Raw genomic sequence first — 20,098 nt, 5'->3', positions numbered from 1 at the left:
CCTCGTCCTCAAACGCCGGACGGGCTGGAGATGACCGTGCCGCCTCCTCAAACGGCGGGCAGGCTGAAGATCCTCAAGCCGACGCCTCCGTAAGCCTCCCCACCTGCTCCTCCGTCAGCCTCAGGTCGTCCACCGCGAGGAGGGCCGGGAGTTGTTCCACCGTGCGGGCGGAGGCGATCGGGGCTGTGACCGTCGGCTGGGCTGCCAGCCAGGCGAGGGCGATGGTGGCCGGTGAGGCCTGGTGGGCGGTGGCGATTTCGTCCAGGGCGGTGAGGACCTTCTGGCCGCGTTCGGTCTGCGTGTGCTTGGCGGCGCCCTCGGCGCGCGGGCTCTCCACCGTCGTGCCGGCGCGGTACTTGCCCGTGAGGAAGCCGGACGCCAGGGCGAAGTACGGGACCGCGGCCAGGCCTTCGCGCTCGGCGAGGTTCTGGAGTTCGCCCTCGTAGGTGTCGCGGGAGACCAGGTTGTAGTGGGGCTGGAGGGCGACGTACCGGGCGAGGCCCTCGCGGTCGGAGAAGGCCAGGGAGGCCTCCAGGCGCCGCGCGGAGATGTTGGACGCGGCGATGTGCCGCACCTTGCCGGCCTTCACCAGGTCGTCCAGCGCGCCGATGATCTCCTCGACCGGCACTTCCGGCTTGTCGAAGTGCGTGTAGTAGAGGTCGATGTGGTCGGTGCCCAGGCGGCGGAGCGAGGCGTCGGCGGCGGCCTTGATGTTGGCCGCGGTCAGGCCCTGGAAGTCGGGGTGCTGGCTGACCTTGGTGGCGATGACGACGTCGTCCCGGTTGCCGCGCGCCCTCAGCCAGTTGCCGATGATGGTCTCGGACTCTCCGCCCACGTTGCCCTCGACCCACGCCGAGTACGAGTCGGCCGTGTCGATGAAGTTGCCGCCCGCGGCCGTGTAGGCGTCCAGGACGGCGAAGGACCGGGTCTCGTCCGCCGTCCAGCCGAAGACGTTGCCGCCGAGCGAGAGCGGGAAGACCTCGAGGTCGGAGGAGCCGAGCTTGTGAAGGGATGCAGTCATGCTCAGCATCAACGTCCTTGGCGGAGGCCGGTCTTCCAGTGCCGCCGCAAAGTTCCCGTAAACAAGCGGATCCCGGCGCTCCGGAAACCGGCAGCCCTGACGTCGGGGGGTTGTCGCCAGGACCGCCGGTGATCAGAGACCGCCAGGGGATCAGGAACCGCCGGGTTCGGGAAGGTGTCCCTCAAAGACCTCGGCGCCTCAGGGCGTAAGCCCCTTGCCCCGCAGCCAAGCCAGCGGGTCGATGCCGTTCGTGCTGCCGTCGGGGTGCACCTCGAGGTGCAGGTGGGCGCCGGTGACGTTGCCCGTCGCGCCGACGCGGCCGATGACGTCGCCCGTGTTGACCTTCTGGCCCACGCTCACGCTGATCGAGGACTGGTGGGCGAACCAGATCTCGGTGCCGTCGTCGAGGGTGAGCTCGGTCTTGTAGCCGTAGGACCCGTCCCAGCCGGCGAACGTGATCGTGCCGCTGTGCACGGCCTTGACCAGCGTGCCGGTGGGGGCGGCGAAGTCGAGGCCGGTGTGGTAGCCGGAGGACCAGTAGGCGCCGGCCTGACCGAAGGTCGAGGTGATGGTGTACGAGGAGGTCGGCAGCGTGTACTGCTTGGCCAGCTCGGCGAGGCGCTCGGCCTCGGCCTTCTTGCGGGCCTCCTCCTCGGCCTTGGCCTTCGCGGCGGCGGCCTTGGCCTCGGCCTCCTTCTCCGCCTTGGCGGCCGCGGCGGCGGCCTCCTTCTCGGCGGCGGCGACGGCGGCCGCGGCGGCCTTGCTCTCGATCTGGTCCTGCTGCTGCTCGGCCTGCGCCATGATCCGGCTGCGCAGCGCCTCACCGGCGTCGGTGGCGTCCTGCGTGGTCTCGTCGGTCGCCGCACCCATGGTGCTGAGGGCGGTACCGGCGTCCTCGGCGGGCGCGGCGTCGTCGTCGGAGATCAGGGGCAGGTCCGGGATGGTGATCGCCACCGGCGGCTTGCCGCTGTTGGCGCTGGCCATGCCGCCCGCGCCGACGGCGGCTATGACACCGACGCCGAGAACCGTGGAGCTGCGGGCGAGTCCCCCGCCGCGCTGCTTGGAGACGCGATGCCTGCCGCGTACCGGACGAATGGACTCCGCGGTGGGGTTCCACTCCTCGAACGGGCCCTCGTCGGTGCGATGGCGGTCGTAGCCGAAGGTCTCGGTGGTGCGCTGGCTCGGCACGAACGGGGCTTGCGGGGCAGGCCGGTTGGACGCCACGTGGGCGTACTCCTTTCCTTCCTTCTCGCCTACCGGGTTAGCTGACGGGTTCGGAGCAGGAAGGTCTCCTACGCGCGTATACCAACCGTGACTTCCCGGTGGTATCCGTGCGATTCACCCCAAGGTGGTGGTTCCCCGGTTCCCTTGCGGGATTCGGCGCGTGCGCACGGAGCCGCCTCTTGTGACGGCTGGGACGACCGCGCTGCGTTATCGAACGTTAATAGACGCGGGGTGCGGATTCCAAGCTGTTCCGCTTGATCATTAACGATTTTCGGCTGGACTTACGGGTCATGAGCGGCCTAATTCGGGCGAGTTGGCCAGCACTCAGGAGTCACACAGGTATTGACGGTATGTCAGTTGTTATGCGGAGGGGGTTCGTGCGATCACTGTTGGTGATGATGATCGTGGATCGGCTCCACAAGATCTCCATCAGGGACGCCGTACGGCGATGAGGGCCATGTCGTCCGCCATCCCGCCCCCGGAGTGCCGGCGCACCTCCGCCGCGAGCGCGCCGAGCAGCGCGGTCGGCTCGCGCCGGGCGTTGGCCCGTCCCGCGAGCCCCGTCTCGGGGTCGTAGAACCGGTCGTCGCCGTCCCGCGCCTCGGACAGGCCGTCGGTGTACACGAGCAGCGTCGCCCCGGTCGGGAAGCCGGCCTCCTGGGCCCGGTCCGGCCAGGCTCCCAGCTCGCGCATGCCGAGCGGCAGGGCGGGCTCGGGGGCGGGCAGGGCGCACACGGTGCCGTCGGCGTACAGCAGCAGCGGCGGTGGGTGCCCGCGGTTGACCAGGCGCACGATCCCGTCGCCGTGTGGGAGTTCGGCGAGGACGGCGGTGGTGAACCCCTCGGCGGCCTCCACCCCCTCGCGCCGCGTGCGCTCCCGCGCGAGCGCCCGCTCCAGGCGCTGCGCCACCGCCTCCAGCGTGGTCTCCTGCTCGGCGGCCTCCCGGAACGCCCCGATGACGACGGCGACGATCCCGACCGCCCCCATGCCCTTGCCGCGCACGTCCCCCACGACGAGCCGCACACCATGTGGGCTGTCCTGCACCGCGTACAGGTCACCGCCGATGAAGGCGCCCTCCTGCGCCGCCTCGTACCGCGCCGCGATCTGGAACCCACCGATCCGCTCGGCGGGTTCGGGCAGTACGGCGCGCTGGGCGGCCTCGGCAATCGCGCGGGCGGAGGCGAGGCGGGCGTCGCTGCGGCGGACCAGGACGTTGATGAGGACGGCGAGGACGGAGACGGTGGCCACGGTGACCAGCTCGGTGATCACCCCGGCCCGGGGGAGGTCGTCCAGGCCGGCGCGGAGCAGCAGCAGCGCGCCGACCGCCACGACTCCGGTGAGCACCGTGCCGCGCTGCGAGTAGAGCGGGGCGGCGACCAGGGGCGCGGCGGTGAAGAAGGGGGCGCCGGTGAAATCCGTGGGCGTGACGTAGTCGTATCCGCACCCGGCCGCGATCAGCAGGGCGGGCAGCAGCCGGACGAACCGGCGTGCGTGGGAGATCCGCCGTTCCTCCACGTCACCAGGGTTGCGGATGCGGGGGCGGGGAGCGAGCGGTGGAAAACACTCAGGGCCGGAACTTTTCAGTTCCGGCCCTGAGTCTTCAGTAGCGGGGACAGGATTTGAACCTGCGACCTCTGGGTTATGAGCCCAGCGAGCTACCGAGCTGCTCCACCCCGCGGCGATGACTCAATAGTACGCCATCCGCAGGACGGAAAGCACACGCCTTTCCGGGGGCCGCCGCGAGCGGCGCTTTTCGAGGCCTGTTCAGGGGGCCGGCCCCGGCCCCGGTGTCACGGCAGAAGGTGGCTGTTCGGGGCCTTGGCCCGGCCCTCGTACTCGGGCAGGACCACCACGTCCACCCCTTCCCCCGCCAGCAGCCCGCTCCCGTCGGCGCCCGCCACGAACGTGTCCGGCTCCCGCCAGGCCGTCACCACCCGGCGCACCCCGGCGTCGAGGATCAGCCGGGCGCACGGCACCGGACGGGAGGCCCGGCGCGTACAGGGCTCCAGGCTCGTGTACACCGTGGCGGAGGTCACACGAGGATCCCCGGGCGCGATCTTCGCCAGCGCCGCCTCCTCCGCGTGCACCACGGGATCTCCGCCCTCGCGGGAGTGGCCCCGCGCCAGCTCGGTCCCGTCGGCCGCCACCACGACCGCCCCGACGCTGAAGGCCGTCCCGGACGGCGGGCACTCGGCCGCCAGCTCGCACGCCAGCGCGAGCCACTTGCGGTCCGCAGCGGAGGGCAGCACGCCGGCGCCGGGCGCGGTCGGCTCGTAGCGCATCAGGACGACGTCCTCGATCTGCCGTGTCTCCAGCAGACGCAGCCGTCCGCCCTGGTAGCCGCCCGGGCCGAACAGCCGCGGCGCCTTCGGATCCCCCACGAACAGCGGCGCCAGCACCAGCTGCACCTCGTCGGCCAGACCCTGCTGGAGCAGCTGGGTGTGGATGGTGCCGCCGCCCTCCACCATCAGCCGCTCGACCCCGCGCGCCTCGCGCAGGTGGCGCAGCAGGCCCCGCCAGTCCAGGTCGGTGCCCAGCGCGACCACGTCCGCCGCGACCGGCGCCCGCCGCAGCCGCTCCGCGCCCCTCTCCGTCGTATAGACGACCTTCTCGCCGCCGGTGTGCCAGAAGTTCGCCGTCGGATCCAGCTCGCCGGTCGCGCTGACCGTGACCTTCAGCGGGTACTCGGGCTTGCCCCGCGCCTTGCGCGCGGCCCGCCGCTCGGCCGAGTTCACCAGCAGCCGGGGGTTGTCGGCCCGGATCGTGCCGGCGCCGATCAGGATGGCGTCGACGGAGGCCCGTACCTCGTCGACGCGGTCGAAGTCGGCCGGGCCGGACAGGAGCAGGCGGTCGGGGGTGGTGTCGTCGAGGTAGCCGTCCAGGGAGACCGCGGCGGACAGCAGGACGTAGGGGTACGACGGCATCGGCACGCTCCGCTTGGTTCAAGTTTGAAACAAACCTACACTGGCCGCATGACGACTCGCTGGCTCACCCCCGAGGAGCAGCGCGCGTGGCGCGCCTACATCGCCTCCGCCGCTCTCGTGGAGGACGCGCTGGACCGGCAGCTCCAGCAGGAAGCCGGCATGCCCCATCTGTATTACTCCATCCTCGCCACCCTGTCCGAGGCTCCGGAGCGGCGGTTGCGCATGACCGATCTCGCGGAAGGGCTGAAGATCACCCGCAGCCGGCTGACGTACGCCGTGACGCGGCTGGAGAAGGACGGGCTGGTGCGACGCGAGGACTGCCGCTGGGACAAGCGCGGCAGCATCGCGACGCTCACCGACGAAGGGATGCGCGTCCTGGAGCGCACGGCGCCGGGGCATGTCGAGACGGTGCGGGCACTGCTCTTCGACCGGCTGACGCCGGAGCAGGTCGGGCAGCTGGAGGAGATCTTCACGGCGGTCGCCGGGGGCTTCCAGGGGGACGACGCGCACGCCACCGCGGAGGACGTGCCCTGGCGGCGGCGCTCCGGCAAGCCCTGTTCGTGACGCACACCACAGAAATTCTGTTGCTTCAAATTTAAAGCACGAGGTAGGGTTCCGAACCGAGGAGCTGCTTCAAATCTGAAGCAGAAGGCCCGCGCACGGAACCCGGAGAACCCGCATGCCCGACTTCACCGTCGCCGCCACCCAGCGCGCCCGCGTCCGGGTCCCGCTGCGCTTCCAGGACGGCTACCGCGTGGACGCCGAACTGGTCACCTTCCACGGCCTGACCGACGGCCTGGAGCACGTGGCCGTCGTTCTCGGCGACCCGACCCCCGGCACCACCCCGCTGGTCCGACTGCACTCCGAGTGCCTGACCGGCGATGTCTTCGGCTCGGCCCGCTGCGACTGCGGCCCCCAGCTGCGCGAGGCCGTCGAGCGCATCGCGGAACGCGGCGGCGTACTCCTCTACCTCCGCCAGGAGGGCCGCGGCATCGGGCTGTACAACAAGCTGGACGCGTACGCCCTCCAGGACCAGGGCCTGGACACCTACGCCGCGAACGCCGCGCTCGGCCTGCCCGAGGACGCCCGTGACTACACGGCGGCCGCCCAGATGCTCACCGCCCTCGGCATCGGCGAACTCGACCTGCTCTCCAACAACCCCGACAAGGCCGACCAGTTGCGCGCCCTCGGCATCCAGGTCCAAGGCCGCGTCCCCACCGGCGTCTTCGCCACCCCGGACAACGTCCGCTACCTGCGCGCGAAGGTCCTGCAGACCCAGCACACGCTGCCGCTCGGCGAACTCGCGGGGCTCAACGCGGGCTGACGGCGAGGAAAGGGCGGCAAGGCAAGAGGGGCGGGCGTCCGGATCGGACACCCGCCCCTCAGCCGTACGTCACACGGCTACGGCGATGACTACGGCGTGACCTTCTCGATCGTCACGCCGCCCACGCCCGCGATCGTCCCGCGCGTGTTCACCAACCGCACCTCGCCGAAGAGCTGCCGGCCCTCGGGCACCGCCCGCGCGACCGTGACGTCCGCCGCCACCTTCGCGGAGTCGCCCGTGCCGAGCTTCACCGGCGTCGACTCGTCGACCTTGACCGAGCCGAGCGCGGAGGAGAAGAACGCGTCCCGGTAGTCGTACGCGGTCGAGCCGGACGGCACCTCGAAGCCGACCACCTCGACGGTGTAGGTACCGGCGGCCGGGTTCGCGATGGAGACGGACTCGTCGGAGTCACCGTCCGCGGACTGGCCGACGAGAGCGCCCTCGGCGTCGTACACGTTCAGGTCGAGGTCGGAGCCCAGGTCGGAGACACCGCCGATGGCGACGTCCAGCGACGTGGTGCCTTCGGGGACCTCGATCGTGCTGGTCTGCGTCGCGCCGTCGGCGATGGTCGGCCGCGTGGTCTTCGACGAGCCCAGCGCGCCGCCCTTGAGGTTGCCCTCGACGGCCGCCAGCTTGTTGGTCACCGTCCAGGAGGCGGCGACCGGCGTGCCGACCTTGGCCTCCGGCACGGTCACCGACTCCGGGGCGAAGGAAGCGCCGTAGACGGTGGCGTCCAGCTTGTACGGGTTGTCCAGTGGCGCCGACGTACGGCGCGCGTCGACCTCGATCTCCCAGACGCCGGGCACGGGGTCCGCGTAGGAGGCGATGTCGGTCGTGTCCGGGTCGTTGTCGGCGACCGGGGTGCCGTACGGGCTGATGGCGCTGAACACCGTCCGGCTGCCGTCCTTGAGGCCGCCGAGCGTGACCTGGAGCGACTTCGCGCCCTCGGGGACGGTGACGAAGTACGACCGGTAGTTGTTGCGCTCCACCGAGCCCGAGGCGGTGAAGGTGGGCTGGACCGGCGTGGAGACCACGACGGTGTTCAGGATCTGCTTGTCGACGCCCGGCGTCCTCGGGTCGTCGGCTTCCAGGATCACGCTCTTGATGCCCGCGTGCTTCGGCGCGGCCTGCACCTTGACGGTGACCGCCTTGTTCAGCGGCAGGTCGACGACCTTCGGGCCGACGATCGAGAAGGTGCGGGCCTTGTTGTTCGCCAGCCGCAGGGTGTGCGCGAGCGAGCCGGCGGGGCCGGACGTACGGGTGATGGTGACGTCGTACGACTTCTTCTGCCCGGCCTTGAGGCCGCCCTCGCGGTCGTGGACGCCCGTGCCGAAGCCCGGCGTCTTCAGTGCCTGGTCGAGCGCGGTGTCGACCGGTGCCTTCACGGCGTAGTCGTGGGCGGTGGCGCCCGCCCTGACCGCCTTCCAGGCGTCGACGACGTCGATCCGGCCGGCACCCTCCTCGTACGCCTGAAGCCCCTCGATGTGGTGGGCGGTCGAGGTGAGAGCGGTGCGCAGCTTCTCGGGCGTCAGCTTGATGCCCTTCTGCTTCGCGGCACTCAGCAGCAGCGCGCTCGCGCCCGCGGCCTGCGGGGAGGCCATCGAGGTGCCGTTGTACATCGCGTAGCCGGCCGGCAGCTTCCAGCCCGCCTCGGCGATCGGCGCGCCGGGCATCCAGGCCGGGATCGTGCTGACCGCGGAGCCGGGGGCGACGACGGTCGGGGTGAAGCCGCCGTCCTCACGCGGGCCGCGCGAGGAGAAGTTGAACAGCTGGTACTTGGTGCGCACGCCGGTGCCGTAGTTCGCGGCGAAGGTCTCCTTGGAGACGCCGGCGCCGACCGAGATGACCTTGTCGGCGAGGCCGGGGTCGCCGATGGTGTTGGCGCCGGGACCGGAGTTGCCGCCGGAGATGACGAGCTGCACGCCGTAGGTGTCGATGAGACGGGTGTACATCTCGGCGCGGGCGTTGTTGCCGTCGTTCAGCGGGGGCAGACCGCCGATGGACATGTTGACGACGTCGACGCCACGGTTGGCGACGAGGTCGATCATGCCCTCGGTGAGCGCGACGCTGGAGCAGCCGGGACCGAAGATGCAGGCCCTGGACGACACGATCTTCGCGCCGGGGGCGGCGCCGTTCATGTTCTTGCCGCCGAACATGCCGTTGGCGGCGGTGATGCCGGCCACGTGGGTGCCGTGCGAGCCGGCGGTGAGGCCGATGTTGACGAAGTCGGCCTTCTTGCCGACCCAGTCGCCGCCCAGCGGGTCCATCGGGACGTCCTTGCGGACCTCGACGACGAAGTCCTGCGTCTCCGGGATGTCGGTGGCCGGGTTGTCGGTGCCGAAGTGGCCGACCTGGTGGCCGTCCTTGTACGGCTTCATCGGCGTGTCGTCGGTGAAGTCGCCGTTGTCGTTGACATCGACCGTCACGGTCCCGGCGGCCGGGTCGTACAGCACGCCCCAGTCGTCGGTGGTGTCGCCGTCACGGTTGACGTCACCGTCGGCGTCGCCGTCGGTGACCTTGCCCTGGTTGGTGACGGCTTCCCGGAAGGTGCTGATCAGATACGACCCCGCGGCGGCCTTCCAGCTCTTGCCGCCGTAGGTGAAGGCAGGCCCGTCGACCGACGTGGTCATCGCCCGCCAGGTGCCGTCGCCGTCGACGATCGGGTCGGTGGCGGTCACCCAGTCGACGATCTTGCGCTCGCCGGTCGTGGTCTTCTGCAGCGCGGAGCTGCCGAGGTCGACACCGGTGTCGAGGACACCGATGGTCACGCCACGCCCGTCCGCCTTCGGGTTCTTCTTCACGAAGTCGACGGCACCCGTCTCGAAGGACGGGTTGTACGGGTTCTTCGCCGCGGTGTCCTTGCCGGGCCCGGGGTAAGTGGCCACGGAGGCGCTCGACTTGGCGCCGCCGTCGAGGTGCGGCTCCTCCAGGGGTATCTCGTCCCGCAGGTCGATGGCCTGCACGGAGGTGAGCTTCGCGGCGGCGGCGATGGCCGAGTCGGCCTTGCCGGTCGGCACGGTGGCCCGTACATAGCCGAGCTTGTCGTACGTACGGCCGACCGAGCCGCCCTTGACCGCGTCCAGCTCCGCGGCGACCTTCTCGGTCTGCCCCGGCGCCGTGGCGATCATCATCGTGACGGTCTTGTCGCGCTGTGCCTTGGCCTCCGCGAGGAGGTCGGCGTCGTCCGAACCGAGCTTGTCGTGCGCGGACTTGACGCCGGGGTCGGCCGCGGCGGGGGCGCCGTCCGCGGCGAGGGCGAGGGGTATGGGCCCGGCCGCGGAGAGCGCGGCGACGAGGCCGGCGGCCACGGCGACCCTGACGACGCGTCGCGCGCCGCCCGGTATCGGGGCCGGGTGGGGGGTGGGGGGCATGGTGATCCCTGGTGCTGAAGGAATGAAGAGGTCGGCGGCCGGATCGAGCACCTTCGACCGCCGCGGTCCGGAATGTGATCCCGGATGATCGCCCAGCTTTCCTCAAGGGACCGATTTCTGTTGATAGTTCGAGGCGGGTAGATCGCGGAGTGACGCAAACTCGCCATGCGTCAGGGGGGACTTATCGGGGTGGTCTGTGACATTCCTGTGAGGGGCGACGACACCTCCGACACGCTCCGTCGGCCCGTGCCGGAGAACAAGAAGGTCAACGTCTAAGACCTCCGGCTTCGGGAACCAATCGAGGCCGAGGGACGCGTGTACGTCCTGCCCTGCGCCTACGCCACTGTCCATGGGGGGCCATGCGCCACATCACCACCCTCACTGCTGCCCTGCTCCTCGCCGGCCTCACCGTCGGCTGCTCGTCCAAGGCCGACGAACCGACCGTCTCCAAAGCCACCACACCGCCGACCTCCGACCGCACACCGAGCCCGAGCCCGTCCCCCACCCAGGAGACGTACAAGCTCGGCGACACCATCGACATCAGCAACGCCGGCTTCGAGTTCTCGGTAGCCGCGCTCGCCTTCAAGGACGAGGGCATCACCAGCGTCCCGGGCCTGCTCCAGGCAGGCGAGAAGTGGGCCGTGGTCGAGGTGAAGGTATGCAACACCGGCACCCAGGTGTTCTCGGTGTCGCCGTTCCCGTGGTCCCTCGCGTATGAGGACGGAGCGCGGGTGGAGGCTACTGGAGTGAGCGGCGGGGAACTGCCACCGCCGGAGGATTTGGAGGAGCCGATCGAGTGGGCCGTGCCGAAGGGGTAGGGGCACCGCACGGCAATGACGGGCCCAGTAGGGGTCAGGACGATGACGGCGTGGGTGGTCACGTCGACCTCCGAGGGAATTCCGCAGACGTACGTGGGGACACCGCCGCCCCCGGCGCACCGTCGCCGCCTCGGCCCGGTCGTCGTCGCCAAGGGTGCGGCCGATGAAGTGGGTCATGCGCTCGCGGTCGCCCTGGCGCGCGGCCACGGCCGCGACGGAGCGGGAGTTGAGCCACCGGGTCAGCCAGTCGTCGGGCCGCTCGGTCCGCTGCTGGTGCGCCAGCCACTCGGAGGTGTCGGCTTCCTGGTCGAACCCGGCGAGGTAGAGGGCCTGCCGGCGCAGCAGGAAGTCCCGGCCGCCCCGCGCCTGCTCGGCTGTCTCCCGCATGCGGCCGTAGAAGCGGCGCCGGTCGACCGCGGGTAGCTCGGGCGCCGTCGGCACCGGCCCGCGGCGTGGTCGAGGGGGCGCCGGGAGGTCGCGCACGGGGCTTGGCGGTACGCCGTTGAGCGGCCAGGTCAGGACCTCTACGAGGTCGCGTTGCATCCCCCGGTGATCGGCCACTGACCGGCCCCGCTCGTCCGCTACCCCCCGTGGCGGATGGGCGGGGTCTTCCGTCGCCCGCCGCGCACGCCGACCGCGGTCTTCCTCGGGGCACCTCAGCTCATGATCGTCTGCACTTCGGTTGAGCGTCGACTGAGCTAGCGATCATGAGACCGGCCTAAAACGGACTCGCCCCCAGCTCTAAGTGCCTCTGAGCTGGGGGCGACCAGTAGGCCCTGTGGGACTCGAACCCACAACCAATGGATTAAAAGTCCACTGCTCTGCCAATTGAGCTAAGGGCCCAGGCGATGTTGCCTCCCCGAGCATAGCCGCACGTGGCCGAGACTCCGATCGGGTATCGGGGTCACGGCCGCGTCGGCGGTGGCGGAGGCCGGTGGAATGAGCCCGCCGGGGACCCGTGCGCGCCGGAGTGCTACGGGTCCACCGGTTCGACCGCCCCGGCGCGAGCCGCGTTCCGGGCGATCGTCCGCTCGTGGTCGGGGTTGAGGAACCAGTGCCGGGCCGAGGCCAGCCACCAGGTCGCGGCGAAGCCGAGGACGACCAGGACGGCGACGGGGGCGTAGTTGAAGGTCTCCCAGGTCACCGGAGACACCTGCGGCAGCATGAACAGCACCGTGATCACGCCGACCCACGTCACCGCCACCACCCCGATGGCCCCCGACCAGCGCCCCAGGTGCCACGGCCCCCGCTCGAAGGCGTCGCCCCTGCGCAGCCGCAGCAGCGTCGGGATGACGTAGGCGATGTACAGGCCGATCACCGCGATCGAGGTCACCGCCGCGTACGCCGTGACGTTGATCAGATACGGCAGGCCGAGGAGCAGCGCTCCACTCGCCGCCAGCCACACCGCCGCGACCGGTGTGCGCGTACGGGGGCTCACCGTGTGCCACACCTGCGAGTACGGCAGCGCGCCGTCGCGGGAGAAGGCGTAGATCATGCGGCTGTTGGCCGTCACGGACGCCATCCCGCAGAACAACTGCGCGCCGACGACGACCAGCAGAAGCAGCTTGCCCGCGGTCGCGCCCAGCGCGTCGAGCAGGATCTGCGCGGGCGGCGCGCCCGTCGGGGAGGCCAGCGCGCCCTCGTAGGACTGGATCGCGAAGGTGAAGCCGAGGAGCAGCACGAACCCCGCGATCCACGACGTCCAGATCGACCGCACGATGCCCTTCGGGCCCGCCGTCGACGCGTCGTGCGTCTCCTCCGTCATATGGGCCGAGGCGTCGTATCCGGTGAAGGTGTACTGGGCCATCAGCAGCCCCAGCAGCACCACGTACAGCCCGCTCCCCCAGCCCGTGTTGTTCACGAACTCGCCGAACACGAAGGACGCCGACTGGTGCCGGTCGGGTACGAAGGTCAGCGCGCCGACGATCACCGCCACGCCGAGCACGTGCCACCACACGCTGATGCTGTTGAGCAGGGCCACGATCCGGACGCCGAAGGTGTTGAGGAGTCCGTGGAGCACAAGGATGCCCGCGAAGAGCAGGATCGTGCGGCCCGGGGTCACCTCGAAGCCGAACTGGAGGTTCAGGTAGGCACCGAGGAAGGACGCCGCGCCGAAGTCGATGCCCGCGGTCACCGCCACCTGGCCCAGCACGTTGAACCAGCCCGTGAACCACGCCCAGGCGGCGGCCGTACGGGGTGGCGCGAGCCGGTGCGCCCAGAAGTACAGGCCGGCCGATGTCGGGTAGGCCGAGCAGATCTCGGCCATGGAGAGGCCGACGAAGAGGGTCATCAGGCCCACGGCGACCCAGCCCCAGGTGATCACCGCCGGGCCGCCCGTGTTCATGCCGAACAGATAGAGCGTCAGGCAGCCCGACAGGACCGAGATGATCGTGAAGGAGACCGCGTAGTTGGAGAACGCCGACATGCGACGGGCGAGAACCTGCGTGTAGCCGAGCTGGGCCAGCCGTTCCTCGTCGGAGAGAGGTGTCTCCGACGGCCCGCTCGCTATGGCGTCATCTGTCATGTCCCCAGCGATTCCCTCACCAGGGACGTGACATGCATCACACGTGGCTAAAAAAGACCCTTGTAGCCCTGCCAGCCCGAAGCGATCTTCGTACGCGAGCCGAACGACCCCTTCCCGTCACCGCTGTTGCGCCACAGGTAGCCGCTGCTGTCCCGCGAGACGATGTCTGCCTTCCCGTCACCGGTGATGTCACCGACGCCCACAACCACGTTGTAGCTGCCGCCCCAACTGGTGAAGACCTTCACCCGGTCCTTCAACAGCCCGTTGCCCAGGCCGTCGTAGCGCCACAGCGTCCCGGCCCTGTCCCGGGCCAGCAGATCCCCGCGACCGTCACCGTTCAGGTCCCCGGCACCCACGATCTTCGTGTAGCCGCTCCACGCCGAACGGATCTTCTTCCCCGCCGCCAGCGTCCCGTCGCTCTTCGCAGCGAACAGGTAGATGTCCCCGGTCGACGCCTTCCGCGCCAGCAGATCGGCCCGCTTGTCACCCGTCAGATCGCCGGGTGAGGTGAGCACGTTGTAGGCGTTCCAGCCGGTGCCGAGCTTCGTGTACGACGTCGAAGGCGTCGGCGCCAGCCCGCACTTGGGCTTGTAGCCGCGCAGCGAGCCGTCGCTCATCCGCACCAGCACGTCGTTGCACCGGTCGTTGTTGAGGTCCCCGAACGGCACCGCCACCGTCTTCGTCGACCAGCCGCTCCCCGAGACCTTCCCGGAGAACGTGCCCTTGCCCGTGCCTTGCTGGAAGGTCAGCGCGCCCGAGGAGTTGAGGGTGAGCAGGTCACCGACCCCGTCCGGCAGGCCCGCCGCGCCGACGTGGTCCCGGCGGACCGCGTCGCCCCTCACCAGCCGGACGGTGCCGCGCACCTGCAGCGGAGCGCCGGCGCCGTCGGCCGGGGTGACGGTCAGGGTCCAGTCGTAGGAACCGTTCGGCACGAAGGCGTCCCCGGTCCTCGTGGGGTCGTCGCCGTGCCAGCCGACGGCCAGCTCACCGCGCGCCGCCGTTCCGTCCACCCCGTCGGTGTAGACCTTGCCGGTCGCGCGGTTGCGGACGGTCAGGTCCCAGCCGGAGGAGGGCTTGGACAGCAGCACGGTGGTGAGGGTGTCCGGCACGGTGTCGCTCGTGCGGGCCGTGACGGTCGCCGTGCTCTGCGCGGGACCCAGCAGGCGCAGCGGCTGCTGCGCGACCCCGGACGGGACCAGGTGCACCCGCTCCTGGTCGTCCACGTAGGCCGCGTTCGCGCCGGCCTCGTCGACCGTCCAGCGCACGTCCCGCTGCGAGACCCCGGTGTCGGGCAGGTCGCCGATGACCCGGCTCACGGCCGTCCCGTCGGCGACCATGGTGAGCGTCAGCTTCCCGGCCTGCCGGTCGTGCGTGACGACGAACCCGTCCCCGAGCTTGGCCTCACCCGCCGGCACGGCCACGGACGTCTTCGCCGTACGGTCGTAGACCCCGGCCTTGTCATCGCACGTCCAGTACAAGTACCGCCCGAGCGCCTGGAGTTCGGTCGGCGCACAGCCAGCGGCGAGCGTCACCGTCTCGGTGGTCTTCTTCGTCGTCAGGTTGTACGCGGTGACCGTGCCGGGGGCCGTACCCGCGGTCCACAGGGTGTCGCCGGAGAGGGCGGCGGGGCCCCGCGTGGCGTACGGCGCCGCATGGTCACCGATCTTGTAGGCGTATGTGGTGCCGGGCGTCGCGTAGAGGACGTACCGCCCCGACACGTCGAGGATGCGCCCGTCGACGGGCACGCCCCGCTCCCACAGGCCCGCGCCGGTGGGGCCGTTGACGCGCAGGACGTTGGTCTCCGAGCCGTACTCCATCCAGGCGATCCGCCCGTCGGCCGTACCGAAGACCTGCGAGCACGCCACATCGGTCACCGGGCAGGTGCCGATCACCCCGGTGGTGCTGGGCGTGAACGAGGAGCGCTCACCGAAGGCGGGGGCGCCGGTGGCGGCGACGGTCCGCAGATAGTCGTTGCGCTGCGTGCTGCCGCCGGTGTCGGTGACGACCAGGCGCCCCTGCTCCAGGGAGATGCCCTGGATCGGAGCGGGCGGCTTGGGGAGCGCCCTGGCCTGCGTGACGACCGGCTTGCCCGACGCGTCGGCGTGGATGCGCTGAATGCCCCAGTCATCGGCGGCGGTACGGCCGATGGAGACGGCGGTGCCGTCCGACACGGCGGCGACCTCGCCGCGTGACGAGGTGAGCAGGGTCACCTCGTCACCGCCCGCGATCGGCTTGGCCGTGATCTGGGCGCTCCCGGTGGGTTGGTGCACCAGCCAGTCGCCGACGACGGCCAGTTCGTCGACGTAGTTGGCGCTGGGGCTCCCGGCGAGGCCCACCTCCACCGGGGCGGCCCCCAGGTCGGCGCGGGGCATCACCAGCACCTTGGTGTTCAACGCCCTGCTGTAGACGGCGACATGGTCCGCCGAGAGCTTGACGTAGCCGTAGGCGAGGGAGGGCAGCGGCCGGGTCCAGTTCTGGACGCGGCCCGTGGCGCGGTCGACGGCGACCATGCGGGCGGCGCCGTCCAGCGTCGCGTTGAAGATCAGACCCTCGGCGTCGGCGCCGCGCGGCTGCCCCAGCGTCATGCCCGCCGGCGCCCCGCCGACCTCCGTGTCGACGACGGTCCCGTCCTCGAGTACGTCCAGGAGGTGGACGACCCGGGTGACCGTGCCGTCGGCGTTCGTGACGTTGGCGGCGGTGACGACCGTGGTCCCGTAGATCGTGAGCACGGTGTGGCCCGCGGGCAGCTGGAAGGTGCGGGTGGTGCCGTCCGCCGCGTTCCAGAAGTCGATCCGGCCGCCCGACGCACGGTAGGCGAGCACATCGGTGCCGGTGCCCGTCATGCTCGCGGTGCCGGTCGGCATCGGCGCCTCGAAGGACCTGCCGTCGGCGTACCGCGTCCACAGCAGCCGGTAGCTGCCCTCCAGCCGGTGGAAGACGCCCTCGGCGCCGGCCCCGTTAGCACCGGTCGTGGTGTCGGAGGAATGGAGCGTCGCCGCCAGATGGGTGGTACGCGGGGTCGCCGGTACGACCGTCTCCTGCGGCACCTCCGCCGCCGACGCGGCCGGCAGCAGCGGGCTCAGCCCACCCGCGAGCGCGGCGGACGCGGCCACGGCGACGGCCGCGCGTCTCGCTCTCGAACGACGTACGAAGACATGGCGGGCCAAGGCGATCCTCCCCTGAACGCGGGAGAGGGAGCGGCGCACTGTTCTCAGATGCCCCCGGCCCCCCGGCCGTCGCATCCCCCTCATAAGTCGGCTGATCTTACAGCTCTTTCACAGCTGCGAGGAGAGCGCTTCCGACCGGCCCGAACACGAAAAAGCGCCGGGCCCCCACCCGGAGAGGTGGGGGCCCGGCGCTCAGTGCCTCACCGGCTGACGTCAGCCGTTGCGCTTCCAGCGCGGCTTGTCGTCACGGCGCCCGAAGGAACCGGAGGTGCCGCCACGGTGGTCGTCACGGCGGCCGTACGGACGCTCGTGCCCGCCGGAGCGGAAGCCGGGACGGTCGTCACGGCGGTCGCGGTTGAACGGACGGTCGCTGCCACGGTGCCCACCGCGCTCGTCACGGCGCTCGAAGGAACGCCCGGCCGGACGGTCGTCCCGACGGAACCCACCCCGGTCGTCGCGGCGCTCGAAGGAACGGCCACCACGGTCACGGTCGAAGGAACGGCCACCGCGGTCGTCCCGGCGGTCGTCGCGACGGAAACCGCCACGGTCGTTGTCCCGACGCTCGAACCCACGGTCCCCACGGTCACGGTTGAACCCACCGCGGTCGTTGTCCCGACGCTCGAAGGAACGCCCACCCCGGTCATCCCGACGGTCGTCCCGACGGAAGCCACCACGGTCGTCGCGGCGCTCGAAGGAACGGCCACCACGGTCACGGTCGAACCCACCGCGGTCGTTGTCCCGACGCTCGAAGGAACGCCCACCCCGGTCGTCACGGCGGTCGTCCCGACGGAAGCCACCACGGTCGTTGTCCCGACGCTCACGACGCTCGTACGCCGGAGCCTCCGCCCGGTCCACGTCCTGCGACACCGGCTGCTCGGGCACGGCCACCTCGACGGCGTCGACCACCGCCGCGGCCTGCGCCTCGGCCACCGCGGCCTCCGGGTCCTCACCGCGCTCGCGCGCCGCGCGGGCGACGAGTCGGTCGGACTCCTCACGCAGCTCCACGGCACGCCGCTGCGCCCGCTCCAGCTGCTTGGTCAGCTGGGCGACCTCACGCTCGGCCTGCTGCGCGGCGTTGCCCGCCGACTCGGCCTGCACCTCGGTCATCGAACGGGCACCGGTGATCTCGGCGACCTCCGGGTCGAAGGCGGCACCGCCCTGGATGATGTGGCGCGAGGCGTCGACGCCCGCGTCCTCCATCAACCGGAAGATCTGCCGACGCTGGTGCGGCAGCGACAGCGACACGACCGTGCCGGTACGCCCCGCACGCGCCGTACGGCCCGCCCGGTGCAGGTAGTCCTTGTGGTCACCGGCCGGGTCCACGTTCAGCACCAGGTCGATGCCGTCGACGTGGATACCGCGCGCGGCGACATCGGTGGCGACGAGGACGTTGACGTACCCGTCCTTGAAGTCCGCCAGCGTCCGGGTCCGCGCGCCCTGCGTCATACCGCCGTGCAGCGCGTCCGCCTTCACCCCGGCGTCGCGGAGCTGCTCGGCGACCCGGTCGGCGCCCAGCTGCGTCCGCACGAAGATGATCGTCCGGCCCTTGCGGGAGGCGATGGCCGCCGTCACCGGCGCCTTGTCCTTGGGCTTCACGATCAGGATGTGGTGCGACATGGTCGTCACCGCGCCCTGCGCCGCGTCCACCTCGTGGCTGACCGGCTCGTTCAGGTAGCGGGTGACCAGGGTCTTGATCTCGTTCTCCATCGTGGCGGAGAACAGCATCCGCTGGCCGCCGGCCGGGACCTGGTCGAGCAGCTCGGTGACCTCGGGCAGGAAGCCCAGGTCGGACATCTGGTCGGCCTCGTCGAGGACGGCGACCTCGACGTTGCCCAGGTCGCAGGCGCCGCGGTTGATGAGGTCGCGCAGCCGGCCCGGCGTGGCGACGAGGATGTCGACGCCGCGCTCCAGGGCGTAGATCTGGTTGCCCATCGACGTACCGCCGCAGACGACCTTCATCTTCAGGCCGACCTGGTCGCCGTAGGGCTGCAGCGCGTCCGCGACCTGCATCGCGAGCTCACGGGTCGGTGTGAGGATGATGGCGCGCGGCTTGTGCTTCTCGGTGCGGCCGCCGGTCAGGCGGGCCAGCGTCGGCAGACCGAACGACAGGGTCTTGCCGGAGCCGGTGCGGCCACGGCCCAGGATGTCCTTGCCGGCCAGGGCGTCCGGGATGGTCGCGGCCTGGATCGGGAAGGGGACCGTCACGCCGTTCTGCGCGAGCTTGCGGACGACGCCCTCGGGGAGACCGAGGTCCGCGAAGGTCACCTCGGGAGCGTCCTCGACGGCCGCGTTCTCCGCGTCCTCGGGCACGACGACGTGATCAGTACTGGAAATGGACATGCGTATGCGAAACCTTCCGGAGTCTCGTCGGCACGCGCCCGTCAACTCCGTGATTCGCAATACGACCGCCTCAATGCGGTCAGCCACGGCAAGGGAGAGAACGCGCCACACGGCGCGCTCTGCAGTGGCGCCGGGCAAATGGGATCAAACGATCTACCACCATACGCACCCCAGGCCCCCCAAGGCAAACCGACCGTCACCCATGTAGTCAACGTCACTTGCCACCACCCCCTCACCCCCGCCTAGGGCCACCTCACGCGGGCGCCCCCGCGGCCGGCGCCGGCTCCCGCTGAGCCAGCTGCGGCCCCGTCTCCTCGTGCGCCGACGACGACGGCTCGGCCGCCGTGGGCGTCGGCGACGGGGTCGTCGGCTGAGGAGTCGGCGTCGGCTCCGGATCCGGCGTCCGCGTGGGCGTCGGCTCGGCCGTCCGGGTGGGTCCCGGCTTCTCGGTCGCCCCCGGCTTCGCCGGCGCGGGCGCGGAGGCGCTCACCTCGGCCGACGGCGAAGCGGAGGGAGACTCCGACCCGGCCCCCTTGTCCTCGCCCTTCCCCTTCTTGCCCTTCTTCTCCTTCTCGCGCTCGCCGTCGCCCGCGTGCGCCCCGTACCCGGACCCGCCACCCGAGACCGCCGACCCGCCGTCCGGCTCCTCACCACCACGCTGCCCCGCCGAATGCGACGGCCGCGCGTCCTTGCCACCCCCGTCGTCACCCACGCTCATACAGCCGGCGGCAGCGGCGACGGCCATCACCGTGGCGGCCAGACGGACAGGTACGTACAAGGGGCGCACGGGAGCCACCTCCAGGGGCGGGCGAAGAAGTCAACCTGCCCAACTCCCGCCGCCCACAAGAGGACACGCGTCCACGACAGACCCTTGCCCGAGCCACCTCACCCGTACCCGAGCGCATGCAACCGCGCATCGTCGATCCCGAAGTGATGCGCGATCTCGTGCACCACCGTCACCTCGGTCTCCTCGACGACCTCCTCGCGCGACTCGCACATCCGCAGCGTCGGCCCCCGGTAGATCGTGATCCGGTCCGGCAGCACCCCCGCGTACCACTCCCCGCGCTCCGTCAGCGGCGTCCCCTCGTACAACCCGAGCAGCTGCGGGTCGTCCACCGGCGGTTCGTCCTCGACGAACACCGCGACGTTGTCCATCAGCCGCGTCAACTCCGGCGGAATCCGGTCCAGCGCCTCGGCGACCAGTTCCTCGAACTCCTCGCGCGTCATCTCCAGCACACGCCCATTGTCAGGCACCACACCGCCGTAAGGAGCCGCCAACAGCCCCGCATATCCACTTCCACGCCTGGGCATACGGGACCAATGGCCCGCGTCCCCGCCGCCGTCACCAAGGCCCTCGGTCACCTCCCCAGGGCCCCACACGCGCT

At 70.9% G+C, this 20,098-nt stretch carries 13 protein-coding genes, 2 tRNA genes, 1 pseudogene and 1 riboswitch; of the genes and pseudogenes, 3 read left to right on the top strand and 13 right to left on the bottom strand.

Annotated elements, in window-relative coordinates; genetic code table 11:
• Positions 1–73 precede the first annotated feature (73 nt).
• From L0P92_RS28770 to L0P92_RS28750, 5 genes are all read right to left on the bottom strand, one after another.
• Positions 74–1,021 (bottom strand): aldo/keto reductase, encoded by a 948-nt coding sequence (locus tag L0P92_RS28770; protein ID WP_234765970.1) that lies wholly within the window; start codon positions 1,019–1,021, stop codon positions 74–76.
• 198 nt (positions 1,022–1,219) lie between these two features.
• Complete coding sequence (locus tag L0P92_RS28765) at positions 1,220–2,245, bottom strand: M23 family metallopeptidase (RefSeq protein ID WP_234765969.1); 1,026 nt, start codon at positions 2,243–2,245, stop codon at positions 1,220–1,222.
• Between the two features lie 11 nt (positions 2,246–2,256).
• Positions 2,257–2,414: riboswitch (cyclic di-AMP (ydaO/yuaA leader) on the bottom strand.
• Positions 2,415–2,674: 260 nt separating this feature from the next.
• Positions 2,675–3,760 carry a PP2C family protein-serine/threonine phosphatase gene (locus tag L0P92_RS45530; protein ID WP_234765968.1) on the bottom strand — a complete coding sequence of 362 codons (1,086 nt, stop codon included), beginning with the start codon at positions 3,758–3,760 and terminating at the stop codon, positions 2,675–2,677.
• An 89-nt stretch (positions 3,761–3,849) separates the two neighbouring features.
• Positions 3,850–3,923, bottom strand: a tRNA-Met gene (locus L0P92_RS28755).
• Between the two features lie 112 nt (positions 3,924–4,035).
• The gene (locus L0P92_RS28750) at positions 4,036–5,169 is read right to left on the bottom strand and encodes a dihydrofolate reductase family protein (protein ID WP_234765967.1); all 1,134 of its coding nucleotides are present in this window, start codon (positions 5,167–5,169) and stop codon (positions 4,036–4,038) included.
• Between the two features lie 48 nt (positions 5,170–5,217).
• Here L0P92_RS28750 and L0P92_RS28745 point away from each other — a divergent pair, with 48 nt between their 5' ends.
• On the top strand, positions 5,218–5,733 hold the full coding sequence (locus L0P92_RS28745; RefSeq protein WP_234765966.1) for a MarR family winged helix-turn-helix transcriptional regulator: 516 nt from the start codon (positions 5,218–5,220) through the stop codon (positions 5,731–5,733).
• A gap of 115 nt (positions 5,734–5,848) precedes the next feature.
• Positions 5,849–6,493, top strand: a complete 645-nt coding sequence (locus L0P92_RS28740) for a GTP cyclohydrolase II (protein ID WP_234765965.1) — start codon at positions 5,849–5,851, stop codon at positions 6,491–6,493.
• Between the two features lie 89 nt (positions 6,494–6,582).
• Here L0P92_RS28740 and L0P92_RS28735 read toward each other — a convergent pair whose 3' ends face one another.
• Positions 6,583–9,864: a S8 family serine peptidase gene (locus L0P92_RS28735; protein ID WP_234765964.1), complete on the bottom strand. Its 3,282-nt coding sequence runs from the start codon at positions 9,862–9,864 to the stop codon at positions 6,583–6,585.
• A 359-nt stretch (positions 9,865–10,223) separates the two neighbouring features.
• On the opposite strand from L0P92_RS28735, the gene L0P92_RS28730 reads away from it, so the two are divergent.
• Positions 10,224–10,682: a DUF4352 domain-containing protein gene (locus L0P92_RS28730; protein ID WP_234765963.1), complete on the top strand. Its 459-nt coding sequence runs from the start codon at positions 10,224–10,226 to the stop codon at positions 10,680–10,682.
• A gap of 117 nt (positions 10,683–10,799) precedes the next feature.
• Here the strand turns inward: L0P92_RS28730 and L0P92_RS28725 are convergent.
• From L0P92_RS28725 to L0P92_RS28695, 7 genes and pseudogenes are all read right to left on the bottom strand, one after another.
• Positions 10,800–11,225 (bottom strand): annotated as a pseudogene (locus tag L0P92_RS28725) (transcriptional regulator); the annotation flags it as partial.
• Positions 11,226–11,452: 227 nt separating this feature from the next.
• Positions 11,453–11,525: transfer RNA gene (locus L0P92_RS28720), tRNA-Lys, on the bottom strand.
• Positions 11,526–11,655: 130 nt separating this feature from the next.
• Positions 11,656–13,206, bottom strand: coding sequence for an amino acid permease (locus L0P92_RS28715; RefSeq protein ID WP_234765962.1), 1,551 nt, complete (start codon positions 13,204–13,206; stop codon positions 11,656–11,658).
• A 47-nt stretch (positions 13,207–13,253) separates the two neighbouring features.
• Positions 13,254–16,373 carry an FG-GAP repeat domain-containing protein gene (locus L0P92_RS28710; protein ID WP_234765961.1) on the bottom strand — a complete coding sequence of 1,040 codons (3,120 nt, stop codon included), beginning with the start codon at positions 16,371–16,373 and terminating at the stop codon, positions 13,254–13,256.
• A gap of 213 nt (positions 16,374–16,586) precedes the next feature.
• A complete protein-coding gene (locus tag L0P92_RS28705) occupies positions 16,587–18,713 on the bottom strand; it encodes a DEAD/DEAH box helicase (protein WP_234765960.1) in 2,127 nt (708 codons plus the stop codon).
• A gap of 253 nt (positions 18,714–18,966) precedes the next feature.
• Positions 18,967–19,500: a hypothetical protein gene (locus L0P92_RS28700; RefSeq protein WP_234765959.1), complete on the bottom strand. Its 534-nt coding sequence runs from the start codon at positions 19,498–19,500 to the stop codon at positions 18,967–18,969.
• A 98-nt stretch (positions 19,501–19,598) separates the two neighbouring features.
• Complete coding sequence (locus L0P92_RS28695) at positions 19,599–19,949, bottom strand: metallopeptidase family protein (RefSeq protein ID WP_217208808.1); 351 nt, start codon at positions 19,947–19,949, stop codon at positions 19,599–19,601.
• Positions 19,950–20,098 lie beyond the last annotated feature (149 nt).

This window comes from Streptomyces muensis (genome assembly GCF_021474425.1).
In the GTDB taxonomy this organism is placed as follows: Bacteria; Actinomycetota; Actinomycetes; order Streptomycetales; family Streptomycetaceae; genus Streptomyces; species Streptomyces muensis.
The sequence above is the reverse complement of the archived record's forward strand: the minus strand, read 5'-3'. Positions and strand labels throughout refer to the sequence as shown.

What these genes read in the sequence shown, in the direction of transcription:
- L0P92_RS28770 (WP_234765970.1), bottom strand. Translation starts at nt 1,021, where the DNA reads ATGACTGCATCCCTTCACAAGCTCGGCTCCTCCGACCTCGAGGTCTTC.
- L0P92_RS28750 (WP_234765967.1), bottom strand. Translation starts at nt 5,169, where the DNA reads ATGCCGTCGTACCCCTACGTCCTGCTGTCCGCCGCGGTCTCCCTGGAC.
- L0P92_RS28745 (WP_234765966.1), top strand. Translation starts at nt 5,218, where the DNA reads ATGACGACTCGCTGGCTCACCCCCGAGGAGCAGCGCGCGTGGCGCGCC.
- L0P92_RS28740 (WP_234765965.1), top strand. Translation starts at nt 5,849, where the DNA reads ATGCCCGACTTCACCGTCGCCGCCACCCAGCGCGCCCGCGTCCGGGTC.
- L0P92_RS28735 (WP_234765964.1), bottom strand. Translation starts at nt 9,864, where the DNA reads ATGCCCCCCACCCCCCACCCGGCCCCGATACCGGGCGGCGCGCGACGC.
- L0P92_RS28730 (WP_234765963.1), top strand. Translation starts at nt 10,224, where the DNA reads ATGCGCCACATCACCACCCTCACTGCTGCCCTGCTCCTCGCCGGCCTC.
- L0P92_RS28715 (WP_234765962.1), bottom strand. Translation starts at nt 13,206, where the DNA reads ATGACAGATGACGCCATAGCGAGCGGGCCGTCGGAGACACCTCTCTCC.
- L0P92_RS28705 (WP_234765960.1), bottom strand. Translation starts at nt 18,713, where the DNA reads ATGTCCATTTCCAGTACTGATCACGTCGTCGTGCCCGAGGACGCGGAG.